Annotated in this window: 15 protein-coding genes and 1 tRNA gene; 4 read left to right on the top strand and 12 right to left on the bottom strand. The window is 73.6% G+C overall.

Features of this window, described 5'->3' with window-relative positions:
* Positions 1-6: 6 nt before the first annotated feature.
* Positions 7-80 (bottom strand) — tRNA-Thr (locus tag RM555_RS03870).
* Positions 81-228: 148 nt separating this feature from the next.
* Between RM555_RS03870 and RM555_RS03865 the strand changes: the two genes are divergently transcribed.
* Entirely contained in the window at positions 229-1,962 is a 1,734-nt protein-coding gene (locus RM555_RS03865; RefSeq protein ID WP_311410690.1) for a metallophosphoesterase family protein, read from the top strand.
* Positions 1,963-2,075: 113 nt separating this feature from the next.
* On the opposite strand, the gene RM555_RS03860 is transcribed toward RM555_RS03865, so the two are convergent.
* The 6 genes from RM555_RS03860 to tmk form a co-directional block, all read right to left on the bottom strand.
* A complete protein-coding gene (locus tag RM555_RS03860) occupies positions 2,076-2,915 on the bottom strand; it encodes a PSP1 domain-containing protein (RefSeq protein WP_311410476.1) in 840 nt (279 codons plus the stop codon).
* An 81-nt stretch (positions 2,916-2,996) separates the two neighbouring features.
* Positions 2,997-3,683 (bottom strand): hypothetical protein, encoded by a 687-nt coding sequence (locus RM555_RS03855; RefSeq protein WP_311410475.1) that lies wholly within the window; start codon positions 3,681-3,683, stop codon positions 2,997-2,999.
* Positions 3,683-3,988 carry a hypothetical protein gene (locus RM555_RS03850; RefSeq protein ID WP_311410474.1) on the bottom strand — a complete coding sequence of 102 codons (306 nt, stop codon included), beginning with the start codon at positions 3,986-3,988 and terminating at the stop codon, positions 3,683-3,685. Before RM555_RS03850 ends, RM555_RS03855 begins: the two co-directional genes overlap by 1 nt.
* A gap of 1 nt (position 3,989) precedes the next feature.
* The gene (locus RM555_RS03845) at positions 3,990-4,319 is read right to left on the bottom strand and encodes a YbaB/EbfC family nucleoid-associated protein (protein ID WP_121397041.1); all 330 of its coding nucleotides are present in this window, start codon (positions 4,317-4,319) and stop codon (positions 3,990-3,992) included.
* Between the two features lie 179 nt (positions 4,320-4,498).
* Complete coding sequence (locus tag RM555_RS03840) at positions 4,499-5,767, bottom strand: DNA polymerase III subunit delta' (RefSeq protein ID WP_311410473.1); 1,269 nt, start codon at positions 5,765-5,767, stop codon at positions 4,499-4,501.
* Positions 5,767-7,830, bottom strand: a complete 2,064-nt coding sequence (gene tmk, locus RM555_RS03835; protein WP_396888688.1) for a dTMP kinase — start codon at positions 7,828-7,830, stop codon at positions 5,767-5,769. Before tmk ends, RM555_RS03840 begins: the two co-directional genes overlap by 1 nt.
* Positions 7,831-8,161: 331 nt before the next feature.
* On the opposite strand from tmk, the gene RM555_RS03830 reads away from it, so the two are divergent.
* Positions 8,162-9,370, top strand: coding sequence for an amino acid deaminase/aldolase (locus tag RM555_RS03830; RefSeq protein WP_311410472.1), 1,209 nt, complete (start codon positions 8,162-8,164; stop codon positions 9,368-9,370).
* A 61-nt stretch (positions 9,371-9,431) separates the two neighbouring features.
* Here RM555_RS03830 and RM555_RS03825 read toward each other — a convergent pair whose 3' ends face one another.
* Entirely contained in the window at positions 9,432-10,004 is a 573-nt protein-coding gene (locus RM555_RS03825) for a TetR/AcrR family transcriptional regulator (protein WP_311410471.1), read from the bottom strand.
* Between the two features lie 222 nt (positions 10,005-10,226).
* On the opposite strand from RM555_RS03825, the gene RM555_RS03820 reads away from it, so the two are divergent.
* Together RM555_RS03820 and RM555_RS03815 are read left to right on the top strand one after the other, a co-directional pair.
* Complete coding sequence (locus RM555_RS03820; RefSeq protein WP_311410470.1) at positions 10,227-11,543, top strand: D-arabinono-1,4-lactone oxidase; 1,317 nt, start codon at positions 10,227-10,229, stop codon at positions 11,541-11,543.
* Between the two features lie 145 nt (positions 11,544-11,688).
* Positions 11,689-12,657: a DUF559 domain-containing protein gene (locus RM555_RS03815; protein WP_311410469.1), complete on the top strand. Its 969-nt coding sequence runs from the start codon at positions 11,689-11,691 to the stop codon at positions 12,655-12,657.
* A 94-nt stretch (positions 12,658-12,751) separates the two neighbouring features.
* On the opposite strand, the gene topA is transcribed toward RM555_RS03815, so the two are convergent.
* The 4 genes from topA to RM555_RS03795 form a co-directional block, all read right to left on the bottom strand.
* The gene (gene topA / locus RM555_RS03810; RefSeq protein WP_311410468.1) at positions 12,752-15,592 is read right to left on the bottom strand and encodes a type I DNA topoisomerase; all 2,841 of its coding nucleotides are present in this window, start codon (positions 15,590-15,592) and stop codon (positions 12,752-12,754) included.
* Positions 15,593-15,935: 343 nt separating this feature from the next.
* Entirely contained in the window at positions 15,936-16,646 is a 711-nt protein-coding gene (locus RM555_RS03805) for a hypothetical protein (RefSeq protein ID WP_396888668.1), read from the bottom strand.
* Entirely contained in the window at positions 16,637-17,179 is a 543-nt protein-coding gene (locus RM555_RS03800; RefSeq protein WP_311410467.1) for a hypothetical protein, read from the bottom strand. Before RM555_RS03800 ends, RM555_RS03805 begins: the two co-directional genes overlap by 10 nt.
* A gap of 113 nt (positions 17,180-17,292) precedes the next feature.
* Positions 17,293-19,647, bottom strand: a complete 2,355-nt coding sequence (locus RM555_RS03795; protein ID WP_311410466.1) for a sodium-translocating pyrophosphatase — start codon at positions 19,645-19,647, stop codon at positions 17,293-17,295.
* Positions 19,648-19,912: the final 265 nt, after the last annotated feature.

The raw sequence follows: 19,912 nt of genomic DNA, 5'->3' as shown, positions 1-19,912 counted from the left end.
TCACCGAGCCGCCTGACGGAATCGAACCGTCGACCTACGCATTACGAGTGCGTCGCTCTAGCCGACTGAGCTAAGGCGGCAACGATCAGCAAGTGTACGGCACGACCCGCCGACGGGCCGAGCGGGTTCCCCATCCGGACATCCGACCCCGAACCGTCGTCCGCCGGACAGCGACCGCCGCCGGCCGGGACTACGCTGCGGCGGGTGAACGACGATCGCGCCCCCGACGTGGATCCGCAGGACGGCGCGGCGGAGAGTGCCCACACGAGCGAGTCGGCCGGCGGGCGGGCGGCGCGCCGGCCACGCGGCACCGATCCCCGGGAGCTGGGCTTCACCCCGCGCAAGCCGGTGCCGTGGCTCGCGCCGTTCCTGCTGATCAGCACCGGCATCCGTACGCTGCTGGCGATGCTCTTCGGGGCGTACCTGGACAAGCGCGAGTTGCAGAACTCCCTCGACGCGGGCATCGCGCGGCAGGTCGGGCCGGACGGCGGGCTCTGGCTGGACTACGTGGCCGACCTGGGCGACGGCTTCAACGCCACCTACTCGGTGGCGTACCTGATCGCCCAGCCCGAGCTGGAGGTGGACGGGCACCGGCTGCCCCGCGCGCAGACCCTGGTGATGGGCGGCGACCAGGTCTACCCGTCGGCGGCCTTCGAGGCGTACGAGGACCGGTGCAAGGGGCCCTACCAGGCCGCGCTGCCGGTCACCCCGCCCGAGCGGCCCACGCTCTTCGCGGTGCCCGGCAACCACGACTGGTATGACGGCCTGACCGCCTTCCTGCGGCTCTTCGTCCGGTCCCGGGACCGGCACTTCGGCGGCTGGGAGACCGGCCAGTCCCGCTCGTACTTCGCCGTGGAGCTGCCCGCCGACTGGTGGCTGCTCGGCCTCGACGACCAGTCCGGCTCGTATCTCGACGACCCGCAGCTCACCTACTTCGACCGGGTCGCCGAGCGGCTGGGCCCGCAGAGCCGGGTGATCGTGGCCGTGCCGGCGCCGACGTGGGTCAAGGCCGTCGACCATCCCACGGCGTACGACTCGATCGACTACTTCATTCGCACCATCGTCGCGCCCACCGGGGCCCAGGTGCGGCTGCTGATCTCCGGCGACCTGCACCACTACGCCCGCTACGCCGGCCCGGACCGGCAGCTGATCACCTGCGGGGGCGGCGGCGCGTACCTCTACCCGACGCACCAGCTCCCGGAGCGCATCGAGGTGCCGCCGCGCGACACCCTCGCCCGGCGGGCCAGCGCCTCCCACCCGTACGAGCTGGCCGGCCGCTACCCGGAGCGGGCCCGCTCCCGGCGGTACGCGTGGGGGATCTTCCCCCGCCTGCCGCTGCGCAACCCGGGCTTCACCACCCTGCTGGGCACCCTGCAGACGCTGCTGATGCTGGCGATGGCCGGCGTCGCGACAAACCCGAGCGGGACGGACCAGCGGCTGTTCAGCGTGCCGCTGATGGCGATGCTGATCGTCACGATGCTCGCGGCGGCGTTCTTCGCGAAGCCGCCCAGCTCCGGCGGCAAGCGGCACGCCCGGCACTGGATCCTCGGCGTGGGCCACGGCCTGGCCCAGATCGGGCTGGCCGCCGCCGGCACCTGGGCCTGGCTGGCCCTGCCCTTCTACGACTGGCCGTGGCCGCTGCCGGCCGTCGCCGCGGCGGTGCTCTACGGCCCGGTGAGCGGGCTGGTGGCGAGCCAGTTGGTGGCCGCGTACCTGCTGGTGGCGGGCGCGTTCGGGGTGAACATCAACGAGCTCTTCGCCGGGCAGGGCATCGAGGACGCCAAGGCGTTCCTGCGGCTGCGCATCGATCCCGACGGGACGCTGACGATCTACCCGATCGCCGTCGACCGGGTGTCCCGCGACTGGCAGCTCAACCCCGACCAGTCCCCGGAGTCCTCCTGGCTGGTTCCGAAGCGGCCGCTGCGCCCCCGCCTGGCCGAACCCCCCACCACCCTCACCTGACACCTGCCCTTAAGGCAGGGCAGGCGGCGATCATGAGGTTGCCGGCAGTGTTCGCGATCGACTTCGCCGCCAACCTCATGATCGACGAGCGTGGGGTGTGGAGGGAGAGTCGGCTAGGGGGTGTAGTGCTGGTCGTGGGCCTGGCGGGGGCCGCAGACCGAGGCGCGGGAGCAGGAGCAGCGGGAGCCGTCGGCGTCGAGACGTACCGTGACGGAGTCCCGGGGGACGCTGTGGCCGACCACCCGGCCGTCGCCCTCCGGCGTCGACACCCGCGTGCCGATCGCCGGCGCTGACTCCTGGAACCGCTGGTAGAGCGGGTGCTCGTACTTCAGGCAGCACATCAGCCGGCCACACGCTCCCGAGATGCGCAGCGGGTTGAGCGGCAGGTCCTGGTCCTTCGCCATCCGGATGGTGACCGGCTCGAAGTCGGTGAGGAAGGTGGCACAGCAGAGGTCCCGGCCGCAGGAGCCGATGCCGCCCTGCACCCGCGCCGAATCCCGGGCGGAGAGCTGCCGCAGCTCGACCCGGCAGTGCAGGGTGGCGCCGAGGTCCCGGACCAGCGCGCGGAAGTCCACCCGGTGCGGGGCCGTGAAGTAGATGGTGCTCCGCTCGCCACCACCCTCGGCGGCGCCCAGCACGTGGTCGATCGCCACCACCTTCATCGGCAGGGCGTGCTCCCGGATCAGCCGCTTCGCCGCGACCTTGGCCTCGGCCTTGCGGCGGCGTACCGTCTCGTCGCGACGCAGGTCGTCCTCGCCCGCCAGGCCGGCCAGCCGCGGGAAGCCCTCGGTCTCCTCGGTGACCCACTGCGCCGCCCAGACGCACTCGGCCACCTCGGGCCCGTCGTCGGTCGGCACCAGCACCTTGTCGCCGACCTGGGGACGCAGTTCGCCCGGGTCCAGGTAGTAGAGGCGCCCGTACCGCTGAAAGCTGACCGCGCAGAGCATGCCCATGCCTCACACCCTACGACGCGCGGGCCGGGGCGGCCGGGCCGGCAGTCGACACCCGGCTACCGAGCGTGCACCCGGAGTGCGTCACCAGCCGACGCGGGTGGGGGTGTCGTAGCGGGGGCGGTCGACCGCCGGCGCCCGCCAGCGGGACTCGGCGAGGCTCGGCGCCCACTGGCGCAGCAGGGTCTCGGCCCCGTCGTACGCGACGCAGAGCACCGCCAGCACCCGCGCGGCGATTTCGGCGGCCTCGTTCCCGCCCGGACCCGCAGTTGTCCGGTGCCCCGGTGCGCCGCCCGGCGTCGACGTCGCGGCGACCACGGTCACCGCCTCGGCACACCGGAGGACGTCGGCGAGCGCCCGGGCCAGTGCGAGCCGGCTGCCTTCCACCCAGTCGGCGAGCGCGTCGGCGTAGCCGGCCGTCGACTCCAGCCGGCCGACCAGGCTCTCCGGCCCCTCGTCGAGGTGGCGCAGCAGGGCCGTCCGGGCCTGCCCGTAGGACGACGCGGCCGGGCCGGACCAGAGCACCGGGTCGGTCAGCGCGGCGCAGGCGTCGTCGTAGCCCCGCATCAGGCGGCGCGCGGTGTGGCCGGCGGCGGCCAGCGGTGCCGGATGCAGGTCGAGGAAGTTGCGGACGGCCTCGCCGGGGAGCACCTGCATCCGGCGCAGCAGCGGCCACACGCGGTGCCCCTCGGGGGCCCCCGCGGCGAGCAGCGTGTCGACCCGGCGGAGCAGGTCGAGGCCGGGTTCGGCGAGCCGGTCCAGCGCGTCCATCACGCCTCCCCGGTCAGCCGGTGGCGCGCGGCGCGGTCGACGTCCGCGTAGTGGTCGGCGGTGGCCCGCACCGCCGCCGCGGCGGCGGCCAGCCGCTGGGCGGCGACGTGCGCCTCCCGGGCCCGGTCGCCGGTGGCGGCGGTCCACTGCCGGTGCAGGGCCCGCCCGATCTCCCCGGGCCGGCCGGGGGCGTCGACGCCGAACGCGGCCTGCGCCGGGTCGCCGGCGGTGACCGTGCGGGACACGGCGGTCATGGTCTCGCTCGCCTCGTCGAGCCGGGCGGCGAGGGCGCGCAGGCTCTCCATCTCAGGCTCCCGCCAGCGGCCGGTAGGCGGCGAAGGTCTCGTTGTGCAGCTTCTCCCGGGCCCACTGGGCGGCGTCGGCCGCCGCGGTGACCGCCGCCTGCACCGAGCCGGCGACGTCGCGGGGGTTGCGGGTGTGCAGCGGGCCCAGGAAGCGCACGTCGGTGATCCGCCCGCCGGCGGTGACCACCACCTCGACCAGCCCGTCGGGCGATCGCACGGTGACCTCGACGGTCGACACCGCCTGGTCGAACTCGGTCTGGAGGGACTCGATCCGGCGGTAGCGCCGTACCGCCTCCTCGATCCAGGCCTCGTCGATCTCCCCCCGCGGCATCGGCGGACCCCTCCCGGAACAGGAAAATCACTGTGCGTGCCGCCGCCGTCACGGCGGCACACCGGACCGTACCGCACAGCAATTGCGCCTGTCGATGCCTGTGGACAACCGGTCCGGCCGCCGGGACTCCGGGGGCGGGGTCGGCCCTCGATGCCCGGCTCGCGGACCGGTCGGCGGGCTCAGCCCTTCCAGAGCGAGAGCATCATCGCCTCGACGGCGATCCGGGGCTTGACGTTCGCCTCGATCGCCGCCCGGCACTCCAGCACCGCCTCCAGGCGGCGCAGCGCCCCCTCGGCGTCCCACTTCTGCGCGCCCGCCCCGGCCAGCGCGGCGGTGTCGGTGTGCACCGGCGCGACGGGGGCGCGCAGCGCCATGGTGAGCGCGTCGCGGTAGAAGCCGGCCAGGTCGACCAGCGCCCGGTCCAGCGCGTCCCGCTGCGCCCGGGTGGCCCGGGACTTCTGCCGCTTCTCCAGGTCCTTCAGCTGCCCGGCGGCGCCCCGGATGGCGCCGGCCGCGCCCCGCCCGGTGCCCCCCGCCCCGAGCGCGGTCTCCAGCGCCGCCCGCTCGGCCGCGGCGGTCTCCGCCACCGACGCCTCGGCCTCCGCCTCGGCCGCCTCGATCAACGCCGACGCCGCGTCGAAGGCGGCACCCACGCCGGTCAGCCGGCGCGGCACCGCGAGCACCGCCTCCCGGCGCGTGCGCGCCTCCGGATCGCGGGCCAGCCGGCGGGCCCGTCCCACGTGCCCCTGCGCCGCCGCCGCGGCCCAGCGCGCCACGTCGGGCGCGACACCGTCGCGGCGGGCCAGCACCTCGGCCACCGCCTCCGGCGCGGGCTGCACCAGCGGTACGACCCGGCAGCGCGACCGGATGGTCACCGAGATGTCGTCCGGGTGGGTCGACGGGGCGCAGAGCAGGAAGACCGTCCGCGGGGGCGGCTCCTCGATGGCCTTGAGCAGCGCGTTGCCGGCCGCCTCGGTGAGCCGGTCGGCGTCCTCGATGACCACCACCTGCCAGCGCCCGCCCGACGGGGTGCTGGCGGCGCGCAGCACCAGCGCCCGCATCTCGTTGACGCCGATGGAGAGCCCGTCCGGCACCACCAGCCGGACGTCGGCGTGGGTGCCGGTCATCGTGGTGTGGCAGCCGGGGCACCCGCCGCAGCCGGTGCCGTACGCGCACTGGAGGGCGGCGGCGAAGGCCCGCGCCGCCACCGACCGGCCCGACCCGGGCGGCCCGGTGAAGATCCAGGCGTGCGTCATCCCCGCCCCCGCGTCGACGGCGGCCGGCTGACCGCCGTCGGACTCGTCGGCGAGCGCGTCGAACCCGTCCCCGGCGGCGTCGGTCGTGGGCGGGGCGGCGGCGCGCAGCACGGCGGACGCCGCGGCGGCGGCCCGGCGCAGCGTGTCGACCGCCTCGTCCTGCCCGACCAGGTCGGCGAAGACGTCGGGCATCAGGTCCGGCGCTCCATCGGTACCAGCTCCGATTCGGATAACTCCGGCTGCACCGAGGTGTCCGGCCCGTGCGCGGGACGCGGGTGCACGATGCCGCCGGGGGTGCCGAACATCTCCTCGACCCGCCGGGCCACCTGCCCGGTGATCTCCTCGACCGGGCGGGACGCGTCGAGCACCAGGTAGCGCTTCGGGTCGGCGGCGGCGAGGTCGAGGAAGGCGTAGCGGACCCGCTCGTGGAAGGCGACGGACTCGGCCTCCAGGTGGTCGGCCGCCTCGGCGCGCGCCGCCACCCGGGCCAGGCCGGTGTGCGGTTCGACGTCGAGCAGCACCACCAGGTCGGGCTTGAGCCCGCCGGTGGCCCACGACGAGAGCCAGGAGACCTCGTCGACGGGGAGGGTCCGCCCCGCCCCCTGGTACGCCAGGGACGAGTCGACGTACCGGTCGCTGATCACGACCGCGCCCCGGATGAGCGCCGGCCGGACGACGGTGGCCACGTGGTGCGCCCGGTCGGCGGCGTAGAGCAGCGCCTCGGCGCGTGGCGACGGCACGTCGGAGCCGGGGGCGCCGAGCAGCAGCGACCGGATCCGCTCGCCGACGGCGGTGGCCCCCGGCTCGCGGGTCACCACCACGTCGCGCCCCTGCCCGCGCAGCCGCTCGGCGAGCGCGGCGAGCTGGGTGGACTTGCCGGCGCCCTCGCCGCCCTCGAAGACCACGAAGAGGCCGGCGGAGACGAACGGCTCGGCTGGCATCAGCGGGCGGCCCCGGATCGAACCCCAGAGGTCGGCCAGGACGGGAACGCCCTTCTTGTCGTCCATCTGCCCGAACGCGCTGATCCCGGCGAAGATGCCGGCGGCGCCGGCGGCGAGCAGCAGCAGTCGGGTGGACGAGATCGACACGCCCAGGTCGGCCAACTCCAGCCGGCGCGAGCCGCCGACGCCGGCGAGCAGGCTGCTGAGGCCGATCGCGAGGATCAGCACCAGCCGGGTGCCGATCTGCACCACCGCGAAGACCCGACCGCGCACCTCGTCGGCGATCTCCCCGCCGAGCAGGGTGGTGCCGGAGAGGAACGCCATTCCGGCGCCCGCGCCGACCAGGACCGCGCCGACCATCGCCATGGAGAGGTGGATGGCGAAGGCCAGGGCCATCACCGACGCGCTGGCCAGCACGATGCTCATGCCGAACCAGCGCCGCCGGGACATCTCCTTGACGATCATCGGGCCGAGCCCGATGCCGAGCGCGAGGCCGACGAAGATGGCGCCGAAGAGCAGGTAGAAGGCGGCGTCACCGGCGCCGAGCGAGGTGGCGAAGAACTTGGCGGTGCCGATCACGATGCCGCCGCCGGCGAACGCGCCGAAGATGCCGAGCACCAGGCCGCGGACCAGCGGGGTCTGCCCGATGTAGCGCCAGCCCTCCTTGAACTGGCGCATCATGCTCTGCTCGGTGCGGTCCGTCTCGGCGGACTGCCCCTGGCTGATCTCCTTGATGCCGTACGCCACCACCAGCGCGGTGGCCAGCCGGGAGAACGCGTTGAACCAGAGCGCCAGGTCGGCCGGCGCGGCCCAGTCCGGCGTCGAGCCCCCGGTGGCCCCCCGCACGATGCCGTCGAGCGCGGCGAGGATCAGCGCGGCGAGGATGGGGGTGAGGCCGTACGTGGTGATCAGCGTGAGCTGGTTGGCGGCCTCCAGCCGGGCGCGCGGGATCAGGTTGGGGACCGCGGCCTCCTTGGCCGGGATCCACAGCAGCGTGATCGACTCGATCAGGAAGGTGGCGATCGCCGCCCAGCCGACCACGACCGGCCCGCTCGCCCCGAGCAGCGCGACCAGCGGGATCGAGGCGAAGAGCAGGAAGCGCAGCACGTCGCAGATGACCATGGTCCAGCGCCGGTCGAACCGGTCGGCGAACACGCCGGCGACCGGGCCGAGCACCAGCGCCGGCAGCAGCCGGATGGCGATCACGCCACCGAACGCGGCGCCCTGGGCGGTGCTGCCCTCGACCTGGGAGGCGGCGAAGACGCTGGTGGCGAGCAGGCCGAACCAGTCGCCGAAGGAGGCCGCGCCGAGCACGATCCAGAGCCGGCGGAACGGGGTGATCCGCAGCACCGAGCGGATGGCGGCGTAGCCGGAGTGGTCCGGGCCGGGCTTCTCGGCGCCGCCGGGCTTGGTCGAGGACGACGACACGCCGGGCGACTCGCCGTTGAACTGGCTTTCGATGGCCGTACCTCCACGTGCCGGCCCATCGCTGGGCAGTCCCGGTGGAACACTCTAGACCCGGCGGGGACCCACCCCGCCGCGACATTCTCCTGTTCGCCGAGCCTAGGCCGCCGCGACCACCGCCCGCAGCCCGGACAGACGCGAGGGTATTTCGCATTGCCTCCCAGACAGTTAGCGTGCACACGTGGCCATCGAAAGCGACAAACTTCGTGACCGCCTTGACCGGGCGACCGCGCACCTCGACCCGCCGTACGCCGTCGTGGACCTCGCGGCCTTCGACGGCAACGCCGCCGCGCTGGCAGAACGGGCCGCCGGCAAGCCGGTCCGGATCGCCAGCAAGTCGGTCCGCGCCCGGGACCTGATCGGCCGGGCGCTGGGGCGTCCCGGCTGGCGGGGCGTGATGGCCTTCACCCTGCCCGAGGCGCTCTGGCTGGTCCGCGCCGGCGTGACCGACGACGCGCTGGTGGCGTACCCCACGGCCGACCGGGGGGCGCTCGCCGCGCTCGCCGCCGACCCGGTGCTCGCCACGGCCGTCACGCTGATGATCGACGGCACCGACCAGCTCGACCTCGTCGACGCCGTGTGCCCGCCCGGGCGCCGCCCCGAGCTGCGGGTCTGCCTCGACCTGGACGCCTCCTGGCGACCGCTGGGCGGGCGGGTGCACGTCGGGGTGCGCCGCTCGCCGGTGCACAGTGCCCAGGCCGCCGGCGCGCTCGCCGCCACCGTCGCGGGCCGGGCCGGCTTCCGGCTGGTCGGGCTGATGGCGTACGAGGCACAGATCGCCGGCCTCGGCGACGCGCCGCCCGGGCGGGCGCTGCTCGGCTCCGCGATCCGGCTGGCCCAGCGCCGGTCGTACCGCGAACTGCTGGCCCGCCGGGGCGCGGCGGTGGCCGCCGTACGCGAACACGCCGACCTGGAGTTCGTCAACGGCGGCGGCACCGGCAGCGTGGCCGCGACCAGCGCCGACCCCGCGGTCACCGAGGTCACCGCGGGATCGGGCCTGTACGGGCCGACGCTGTTCGACGCGTACCGCGCCTGGCGCCCCACCCCGGCGGCGGCCTTCGCCTGCGCGGTGGTCCGCCGCCCGGGGCCCGGCCTGGCCACCGTGCTCGGCGGCGGCTGGATCGCCTCCGGCCCGGCCGAGGACAGCCGGCTGCCCCGGCCGTGGCTGCCGGCGGGCCTCAAGCTGATCGGCACCGAGGGGGCCGGGGAGGTGCAGACCCCGCTGGCCGGCGCGGCGGCCGGCGCGCTGCGGGTCGGCGACCGGGTCTGGTTCCGGCACGCGAAGGCCGGCGAGCTGTGCGAGCACGTGAACGAGTTGCACCTGGTCGAGGGGGATGCGGTCGTGGCCACCGTGCCCACCTACCGGGGCGAGGGCCACGCCTTCCTCTGATCCACGCGCCCGGCGCACCCCGGGCCGGCCTCGCCCGGTCCGGGTGCCGGCGCGGCCCCGGTCAGCCGGACTGGTTGGCGTCGGCCGGGGCGTCGACCTGGCGGTGCAGGTACTCCCGGATCAGCGCCTTCGCCTCGACCAGGACGCGGTCGTCGCCCTCGGGCAGCCGGCGGAACGCCAACTTGATCAGCGCGTCGGCCGCCTCCACGGCGATCTCCAGGTGGAACCGGAGGTCGGGGACGTCGAGCCCGAAGCGCTCGGCGAGCACACGGGCCAACTGGTCCGCGATCACGCCGTTGTTGTCCCGCTGCTCGTCGAGCAGGTGCAGGTCGACCACGTCGCCGAAGTGCAGGGTACGGAAGCCCGGAACGGTGCGGTGCATCGTGATGTACTCGTCGATGCCCGCGTCGACCCCGTCCCACCAGTGGGTCAGGTCGTCGGAGGCGAACCGCTCGTCGAGCCGCTGGAGGTAGGACTCCATCGTGCGCAGGGTCAGCGCCTGCACGATCGCCCGCTTGTCCGGGAAGAACTGGTAGACCGACCCGATCGCCACCTCGGCACGCTCGGCGAGCAGGGTCGTGGTCAGACCCTCGTACCCCACCTCGTCGACGAGTTCGGCACAGGCGTCCAGCATCCGCTGGACCCGTGCGACACTTCGACCCTGCACCGGTACGCGGCGCAGCGGCCCGGCTGTGGCGGCTGGTGTGGACACTCGCCACCCCCCTTCGACGGATGAACATATCTGCACGTCACGGGTTCGTGACTACCGGTACAACGAGCAAACCTCGATTGCGGTATTTACCTGCGACAACGTTGCTGATATGAAGTCAGTTCACATTCATGTCAAGGAGTGCGCATGGCCGGTACCCCACCGCCCACCCTGGCAGGCTGGTCCAACTGGGCCGGCAACCAACGCGCCACCGCCACCACCATCCTGCGCCCCGCCTCCCTCGCCGACGTCACCGAGGCCGTCCGCGCCGCCGCGACCGCCGGGGACCGGATCCGGGCGGTGGGCAGCGGCCACTCCTTCACCGGCGTCGCCGTCACCGACGGACGACGCATGGAACTGACCGACCTGGACACCGGGGTACGCGTCGACACCGACCGCCGACTGGTCACCGTACCGGCCGGGATCACCCTGCGCGCACTCAACGAACTCCTCACCGCACACGGCCTCGCCCTACCCAACCTGGGCGACATCGACGCACAGACGATCGCCGGCGCGATCTCCACCGGCACCCACGGCACCGGCGCCGCGTACGGCTGCCTGTCGACGTTCGTCGAGGCGCTCACCCTCGTCACCGGCACCGGGGAGGTGCTGCGCTGCTCCGCCGACGAGCACCCCGACGTCTTCGCCGCCGCCCGGGTGTCGCTGGGCGCGCTCGGGGTGCTCGTCGAGGTGACCCTGCGCTGCGTGGACGCCTTCGTGCTGCACGCCCACGAGCGGCCGGCGCCGCTGGCAGCCGTGCTCGACGAGCTGCCCGCGCTGATCGACCGGCACGACCACGTCGAGTTCTACTGGTTCCCGTACACCACCCGCGTGCAGGTCAAGGCCAACGACCGGGTGGCCGACGACGACCGGCCACTGCCCCGGTGGCGCAACTGGCTGGACGACGAGTTCCTGTCCAACACCGTCTTCGCCGGGGCCTGCCGGCTCGGCCGCGCCGTGCCGGCGCTCGCCCCCGGCATCAGCGCCGTCTCCGCCCGCGCGCTCACCGAGCGCCGCTACACCGGCCGCTCCGACCAGGTCTTCTGCAGCCCGCGCCGGGTCCGCTTCGTGGAGATGGAGTACGCCCTGCCGCGCGACGCCCTGCCCGAGGCGCTCGACGCGCTGCGGCGGATCGTCGACGGGCTGCCGTTCAAGGTGCTCTTCCCGGTCGAGGTGCGCTTCACCGCCGCCGACGACATCTGGCTCTCCCACGGCTACGGGCGCGAGTCGGCGTACGTGGCCGTCCACCAGTACGTCGGCATGCCGTACGAGCCGTACTTCCGGGCCTTCGAGCAGGTCGCCGCGAGCCTCGGCGGCCGGCCCCACTGGGGCAAGCTGCACTGGCGCGACGCGGAGTCGCTCGCGACGGCCTACCCCCGCTGGGCGGACTTCCAGGCGCTCCGCGCCCGCCTGGACCCGCACCACCTCTTCACCAACCCCCACCTCACCCGAACCCTCGGCTGACCCTCACCCCGCTCGCTCGCCGCTCGCGAGAGCGAGCGGCGCGATCTTGGTACGGGCGCGCCCCTCGGAGGGCGCGTTCGTACCAAGATCTGTCCGCCGTCCACAGGGGCGGACACGAGCGACACCGGGTGGGCAGAGTGCGGGTGTGGCGAGGTCGTCGAGTTCACTGGCAGGGCTACGGCGGGCGTTGCCGGGTGACGACGCCGACGAGCTGACCTGGTTGCTGTTCCATCAGGAAGACGTGATCAGCCTCGACCAGGCCCGGCGCCATCTGTCGTCGAAGGCGATCCGGCACCGGGTCGCCACCCGTCGTTGGCGTCAGGTGCACCGCGCCGTCTTCGTCGCGCACAACGGTCCGGTCGGTCCCGCCCAGCATCGGTGGATCGCCGTGCTCGCCGCCGGGCCGGCCGCGATGCTCGGCGGACTCACGGCGGCCCAGGCCTGGGGTCTACGCGGTCACGACAGCCGGATCGTGGACGTGCTCCTGCCGGCCGCGCACCAGAGCCGCGCCCTGCCACCCGGCGTACGCCTGCACCGGACCACCCTGCTCGGCGAGGAGGACGTGCTGCGCGTCGGGCAGCCGCCCCGCACCATGCCTGCCCGGTCGCTGGTCGACGCGGCGCAGTGGGCGGCGACCGACGAGCAGGCCCGGGCGGTCATCGCCGCCGGTTTCCAGCAACGCCTCGTCGGCGGCGACGACCTGCACCTGATCCTGGACGCCATGCCCCGGATCCGGCGCCGAAACCTGATCCGACAGACCGCCGCGGACGCCGCCGGAGGCGCCCATTCCCTGGCCGAGCTGGACTTCCTCGACCTGGTCGGAGGAGCGGGGCTGCCCGAGCCCTCCCGGCAGGTCGTCCGACGCGATGCCAACGGGCGCCGCCGCTATCTCGACGTGTGGTTCGGACAGTGGCGGGTGCACGTGGAGATCGACGGCGGGCAGCACCTCGACCCCGCCACCGCCTGGACGGACATGCGCCGGCAGAACGACCTGTGGGTCGACGGCGACCGGGTGCTCCGCTTCCCCGCCTGGGCGGTACGCAACGACCCTCGGACGGTCCTCGCCCAGGTCCGAGCAGCTCTGCGCGCCGCCGGTTGGACGGGCTGGTCCTGACCATCTGCGCCGGATCTTGGTACGAACACGCCCTCCGAGGGGCGCGCCCGTACCAAGATCTCCTGCGAGGCCAGCCGGCGAGCGAGCCGGGTGGTCAGTCGGTGCTGGTGGTGGCCTTTCGGGGGGCCGCCTTCTTCGCCGGGGTCTTCCTGGCGGTGGTGGCCTTGGCCGTGGTGGTCTTCTTCGCCGCCGTCGACTTGGTCGCCGCAGCCGTCTTCTTCGCCGCCGTCGCCTTCTTGGCCGGCGCCTTCTTGGCGGCGGTCTTCTTCGCGGCGGCCTTCTTCGGCGCCGGCCCCTTCGCCCGCTTCTCGGCGAGCATCTCGGAGGCCTCCTCGATGCTCAGCGCCTCCGGCGTCTGGCCGCGCCGCAGCGACGCGTTCGTCTCGCCGTCGGTGACGTACGGGCCGAACCGGCCGTCCTTGATGACCAGCGGCTTCTCGGTCAGCGGGTCGACGCCCATCTCCCGCAGCGGCGGCGCGGCGGCCCGGCGCTGGCGGGCCTTCGGGGCGGCCAGCAGGGCCAGCGCCTCGTCCAGCGTGACGGTGAACATCTTCTCTTCGGAGTCCAGCGAACGGAACTCGTCACCCTGCTTGACGTACGGGCCGTAGCGGCCGTTGTTCGCCAGGACCTCGGCGCCGTCCGGGGCCACCCCGACCAGCCGGGGCAGGCTGAGCAGCTTCAGCGCCTCGTCGAAGGTCAGCGAGTCCGGCGACTGCGAGCGCAGCAGCGACGACTTGCGCTCGCCACTGGCCACGTACGGGCCGAAGCGGCCCGACTTGAGCAGGATCGGCTCGCCGGTGGCCGGGTCGTCGCCGAGCTTGCGCTCACCCCCGCCGCCGAGGAACAGCTCGTGCACCTTCTCCGGGGTCAGCTCGTCCGGCGCCAGCCCCTCCGGGATCGGGGCCCGGTCGCCCTGACCGCCGCCCTCCTCGCCCTCGGCGGCCGGCGCCTGCTGCTCGCCCGGCACCGCCCGCTGGAGGTACGGCCCGTAACGGCCGACCCGCACGACGACCTCGCGGCCCTCGTCGTCGGTGAACAGCGGGATGGAGTTGACGCTGCGCGCGTCGATCTCGTTGAGGTTCTCGGTGACCAGCTTCTTCAGCCCGCCCGAGCGGGCGATGTCCCGATCGCCGGCGCCGTTGGCACCGCCGAAGTAGAACGCCGTGAGGAAGTCGACGGCGGCGTGGTCACCGCCGGCGATCTCGTCCAGCTCGTTCTCCATGCTGGCGGTGAAGTCGTAGTCGATCAGGCGCGGGTAGTGCCGCTCCAGCAGGCCGATCACGGCGAAGGCCAGGAAGGTCGGGATCATCGCCTGGCCGCGCTTGGTCACGTAACCGCGGTCCTGGATCGTCTGCATGATCGACGCGTACGTCGACGGGCGGCCGATGCCCAGCTCCTCCAGGGCCTTCACCAGCGACGCCTCGGTGTAGCGCGACGGCGGCTGCGTGTGGTGGCCCTGCGCGGCCAGCTCGTCGGCGGTGAGCGGCTGGCCCTTGACGAGGTTGGGCAGGCGACGCTCGGCGTCCTCGGCCTCGGCGTTCTCGTCGTCGCTCGACTCGACGTACGCCCGCAGGAAGCCCGGGTCGGTGATGGTCTTGCCGGTGGCGCCGAAGTCGGCCTCCTCCTGGGCGGAGGAGACGGCGCGGATGCGCACCGAGACGCTGGAGCCGACGGCGTCGGTCATCTGCGAGGCGATGGTGCGCCGCCAGATCAGCTCGTAGAGCTTGAACTCCTCGGCGGAGAGCTCCTTGGCCACGTCGCCCGGGGTGCGGAAGTTGTCCCCCGCCGGGCGGATCGCCTCGTGCGCCTCCTGCGCGTTCTTCACCTTGCCGGTGTAGCGCCGCGGCTCCGGCGGCACGCTGCGCTCGCCGTACAGCTCGACGATCTGCCGGCGGGCTGCCGTGATGGCGGTCTCCGACAGGTTCACCGAGTCGGTACGCATGTAGGTGATGTAGCCGTTCTCGTAGAGCCGCTGCGCGGTGCGCATCGTCTGCTGCGACGAGAACCGCAGCTTGCGGGCCGCCTCCTGCTGGAGGGTGGAGGTGATGAACGGCGCGTACGGGCGGCGGCGGTAGGGCTTCTCCTCGACCCGGGTGACCGTGAACGGCCGGCCCTCCAGGCGGGCCGCGAGCCCCCGGGCGCCCCCGGAGTCGAGGTGGACCACGCCCGCGCCGGCCTTGACCCGACCGGTGGTCGGCTCGAAGTCCTTGCCGGTGGCGATCCGGTCGCCGTTCAGCGCGACCAGGGTGGCGTTGAAGTTGCGCGGGCCCTCGCCGGCGTCGGCCACGGCCAGGGTGGCCAGGATGTCCCAGTATTCCGCCGTGCGGAAGGCCATCCGCTGCCGCTCGCGCTCCACCACGATCCGCGTCGCCACGGACTGCACCCGGCCCGCCGAGAGCTTCGGCATGACCTTCTTCCACAGCACGGGCGAGACCTCGTAGCCGTAGAGGCGGTCGAGGATGCGCCGGGCCTCCTGGGCGTCGACCAGGTCCCGGTCGATCTCGCGGGGGTTGGCCACCGCGGCCTGGATGGCCGGCTTGGTGATCTCGTGGAAGACCATCCGCTTGACCGGCACCTTGGGCTTGAGCGTCTCCACCAGGTGCCAGGCGATCGCCTCGCCCTCGCGGTCCTCGTCCGTCGCCAGGAAGATCTCGTCGACCTCCTTGGCCAGCTTCATCAGCTTGCTGATCTGCTGCTTCCGGTCGGCGGAGACCACGTAGAGGGCGTGGAAGCCGTTGTCGACGTCCACCCCGAGCCGGGCCCACGGCTCGCCCTTGTACTTGGCCGGCACGTCGGCGGCGTTGCGCGGGAGGTCCCGGACGTGGCCGAAGCTGGCCTCCACGACGTACCCCGGGCCGAGATAGCCCGAGATCGTCTTGGCCTTCGCCGGTGACTCGACGATGACCAGACGGGTGGTTCCAGCGTTGCTCGGCACGTCTCTCCCCGACCTCACTCCTGCTCGCAGCCACCGGCGCCCGGTTCGGGCCACTTTCGGCCCGCCGACCCCCGGCGGCCCGGATGTCCAACGTAACGCGCCGTCCGCGTTTCGGGTTTCGCGGGCGGCAAACCGTCCCGGCGGGGCGGCCTCTTTCTCCGCCGGCGGCGGGGCGTGCCGGACGGCGCCACCGTACACCGTGCGTGTGCCGCCGGGCGGGACACTGTGACGATGGCGGACCCTCGGTCGAGGCGCTACCCGGCCGTTTTCCGCGAAATTGCGCACTTGTTGTCCCCCATCGGACAGGCCCGACCGGCGCGACGGGGCGGGCGCCGACGGGCGGTCAGGAGCGGGCCGGCCAGTCGGTCGCGGGGGCGGCGGGCGGCGGGTCGCCCACCAGCTCGGCCAGGCGGGCGAGCCGCCGCCGGCCGGTGATCCGGTACGCCGGCCCGCCCTCGCCGGGCCCGAGCAGCGCCCCGGACAGGCCGACCGCGTCGAGCGCCCCGCCGACCGGCACCCAGCACTCCTCGTCGGCGGCGCCGAGCCGGAGCAGGAAGCCGGACGGCTCGGCGGCCCCCGCCGCGGCGAGCCAGAGCCGCAGCCGCCGCCCGTTGAGGTGGAAGCCGGCGGGCGGTCGCTTGCCCGCACCGCGCAGCCAGGCCGCCGCGAGCGGCTTCAGCGTGCGGGCGTACGAGGTGCGCACCGCGTGCCGCCCGTCGGTGGTCGCCTCCCAGGTGGCCGCCACCCCGCGCAGCGCCAGCTCGGCGACGAGGACGTGCACCCGCCAGGCCGCGTCGACCACGATCGAGAGCCGGGCCGTGCCGCCCATCCGGACCGCCTCGCCCGGGCCGGCCAGCAGCCCGGCGAGATCGGCGATGGACGGGTCCGCCGCCTCCGCGCCGAAGAAGGTCAGCTGCCGGGCGGACTCGTCGGCGTCGGCCGGCGGGGACGGTACGGGTCGGCGGGCGACCGGCGCGACCCGGTCCGTGGGGGCCGGGAAGAGCACCGGCAGCGCTTCGCCGCCAGACGGGTCACCGGTCCCGCTCAGCGACACTCCGGCACCTCGTCGAAGGCGCGTTTCAACTCCTCGGAGTTGAGCTGGCTGGTGTCGAGCGCGCTGGCGTCGTACTCCTTGTTCAGGGTGTCCACGGCGGCCCGGACGCCGTCGTAGAAGACGGTGGGCTGGCCGGTGCCCAGCCCGTCGATGGTGTCGCGGGCCCTGCCGTACGCGTCGCGCACCTTCGCCAGCGAGGCCTGGAAGCCCGCCGAGACCTCCTCGCCGCGCTCGGCGTCCGGTACGCCGGCCTCCTCGACCTTGCGTCGGGCGGTCTCGCTGGCCTGCTCCGCGCCGCCGAAGAGCCGCACCAGGTTCTCCTTCGCCTGCGCCGGGGTGGTCTGGGCGGTCATCTGCTGGTCGGTGCTGCTGGTCAGCTTGCTGATCTCGGCCCGCCACGGGGTGAGCGCGGAGCAGACCGACGCCGCCCACGCCCGGGAGTTGGGACCGCCGCCGCATCCGGTCAGCACGAGAACGAGCGTGGCCAGGACCACCGTGAGCTTTCCGGCGGCTGCCGCCCGGCACGTGCGCATGCGTTGCAGCGTACGGCCTCTGTCGAGTCCGGGCACCGGACAGGTTTGCCGGTGGCACGGGCGGTCCCCGGCCGGCCGCGCGGGCCGACCGGGGACCTCCGATGCCGGACGGATCAGGCGTTGACCGTCTCCGGCCGCTGGTCCGGGCTGCCCGCGCCGCTGCCGGAGTCGGCGTCGGACATGGCCACGCCCTTGCGCTTGCTGAACACCACCGCCGCGGCGATGATCAGCGTCGCGGCCACGGCGATCCCCACCCGCAGGGCGGTGTTCCGCTCGTCGCCCACGCTCCAGGCCACCACGGCCGGCGCGATCAGCAGCGAGACCAGGTTCATCACCTTGATCAGCGGGTTGATCGCCGGGCCGGCGGTGTCCTTGAACGGGTCGCCGACGGTGTCGCCGATGACCGTGGCGGCGTGCGACTCGGAGCCCTTGCCGCCGTACGCGCCGTCCTCGACGAGCTTCTTGGCGTTGTCCCAGGCGCCGCCGGAGTTGGACAGGAAGACCGCCATCAGCGTGCCGGCGCCGATCGCACCGGCCAGGTACGCCGCCAGCGCGCCCGGCCCGAGGCCGAAGCCCACCGCGATCGGCGCGAGGATGGCGAGCAGACCGGGGGTCATCAGCTCGCGCTGCGCGTCCCGGGTGCAGATGTCGACGACCTTGCCGTACTCGGGGCGCTGGGTGCCGTCCATGATGCCGGGCAGCTCGCGGAACTGCCGGCGTACCTCCATCACGACCGCGCCCGCCGAGCGGGAGACCGCGTTGATGGCCAGGCCGGAGAAGAGGAACACCACCGCCGCGCCGATGATCAGGCCGACCAGGTTGCGCGGGTTCGCCACGTTCAGCGAGTTGAGGATCTCGGCACCGACGTCGCCCACCCCGGCGTCCGCGTACGCGGTGCGCAGCGTGTCGGTGTACGAGCCGAACAGCGCCGTCGCGGCGAGCACCGCCGTGGCGATCGCGATGCCCTTGGTGATCGCCTTGGTGGTGTTGCCGACCGCGTCCAGCTCGGTGAGCGTCCGGGCGCCGTGCTCGTCGATGTCACCGGACATCTCCGCCACGCCCTGGGCGTTGTCGGAGATCGGGCCGAAGGTGTCCATCGCGACGATCACGCCGACCGTGGTGAGCAGGCCGGTGCCGGCCATCGCCACGGCGAACAGCGAGAGCGTGATGGAGCTGCCGCCGAGCAGGAACGCGCCGAACACGCCGGCGCCGATCAGCAGCGCCGAGTAGACCGCCGACTCCAGGCCGACGCTGATGCCGGCGAGGATGACGGTGGCGGCGCCCGTCTGGGAGCTCTTGCCGATGTCCTGCACCGGGCGCCGGTTGGTCTCGGTGAAGTAGCCGGTCAGCGCCTGGATCGCCGCCGCCAGCACGATGCCGATGACGACCGCGCCGATGGCGACCGTCCGCGGGTTCTCGCTGACGTCGGTCAGCCCGCCCTCCAGCTCGGCGAAGGTGGCCGGCAGGTACGCGTACGTGGCGATCGCCACCAGCACCGCGGAGAGCACCGCGGAGATGTAGAAGGCCCGGTTGATCGCGGTCAGGCCGTTGCGGTCCGAGGCGCGCAGCCGGGTGATGAAGACGCCCACGATCGCGACGAGCACACCGATGGTGGAGACGATCAGCGGGAAGACCAGGCCCTGCTCGCCGAAGGCGGCGCGGCCGAGGATCAGCGCGGCGACCAGGGTGACCGCGTACGACTCGAAGAGGTCGGCGGCCATGCCGGCGCAGTCACCCACGTTGTCGCCCACGTTGTCGGCGATGGTGGCGGCGTTGCGCGGGTCGTCCTCGGGGATGCCCTGCTCGACCTTGCCGACCAGGTCGGCGCCGACGTCGGCGGCCTTGGTGAAGATGCCGCCGCCGACCCGCATGAACATGGCGAGCAGCGCGGCGCCGAAGCCGAAGCCCTCCAGCACGGTCGGCGCGTCGCTGCGGTAGAACAGCACGACCAGCGCGGCGCCGAAGAGGCCGAGGCCGACGGTGAGGAAGCCGACCACGCCACCGGTGCGGAAGGCGATCTTCATCGCGGCCTCCCGGCCGCCTTCGCGCTCCCGGGCGGCGGCGGCGACCCGCAGGTTGGCCCGGGTGGCCAGCCACATGCCCGCGCCGCCGATGAACGCGCTGAACAGTGCGCCCACGACGAAGAAGACGGACCGGCCGATCTTCACCGCCATTTCGCTGCCGTCGGTGCCGTGCACCGGCAGCAGGAAGAGCAGCACCACGGCGATGACCACGAAGATCGCCAGGGTCCGGAACTGCCGGAGCAGGTAGGCCGAGGCGCCCTCCTGGACCGCGCCGGAGATCTCCTGCATTTTGTTGGTGCCCTTGCCGGCGGCCAGCACGGCCTTCGTCAGCGCGCCGGCGAAGGCGAGCGCCACCAGCGCGATGACCGCGGCGATGACGACGTACGTGACGTTGTTTCCGGTGAGGGAGATCCCGCCGCCATCGGCGGCCAAGGTGTCGGACATCTGTGTCCTCCTGTACCGAACGCTCGCGCCGGCCGGTGGAGACGCACCGACCCGGCGCCTGGATGCGGAGTCGCAAGCGCGCGCCACTCCACCCCGGTCGGACCAGCGATGAACAACCGTTCCCGCTGGCCGCGGGATGGATCACTTGCTGACAACTCGCGTACTCTAGCCCTCCACAGTGTTGGAGGTCACACCGAGGGGGCACCGCGCCGTGATGATCTTCGTCGCTGTGTTATGAGGAAAAATCTGATATAGGAGCCCATCC

Source organism: Micromonospora reichwaldensis, assembly GCF_031845925.1.
Classification (GTDB): Bacteria; Actinomycetota; Actinomycetes; order Mycobacteriales; family Micromonosporaceae; genus Micromonospora; species Micromonospora reichwaldensis.
The sequence above is the reverse complement of the archived record's forward strand: the minus strand, read 5'-3'. Positions and strand labels throughout refer to the sequence as shown.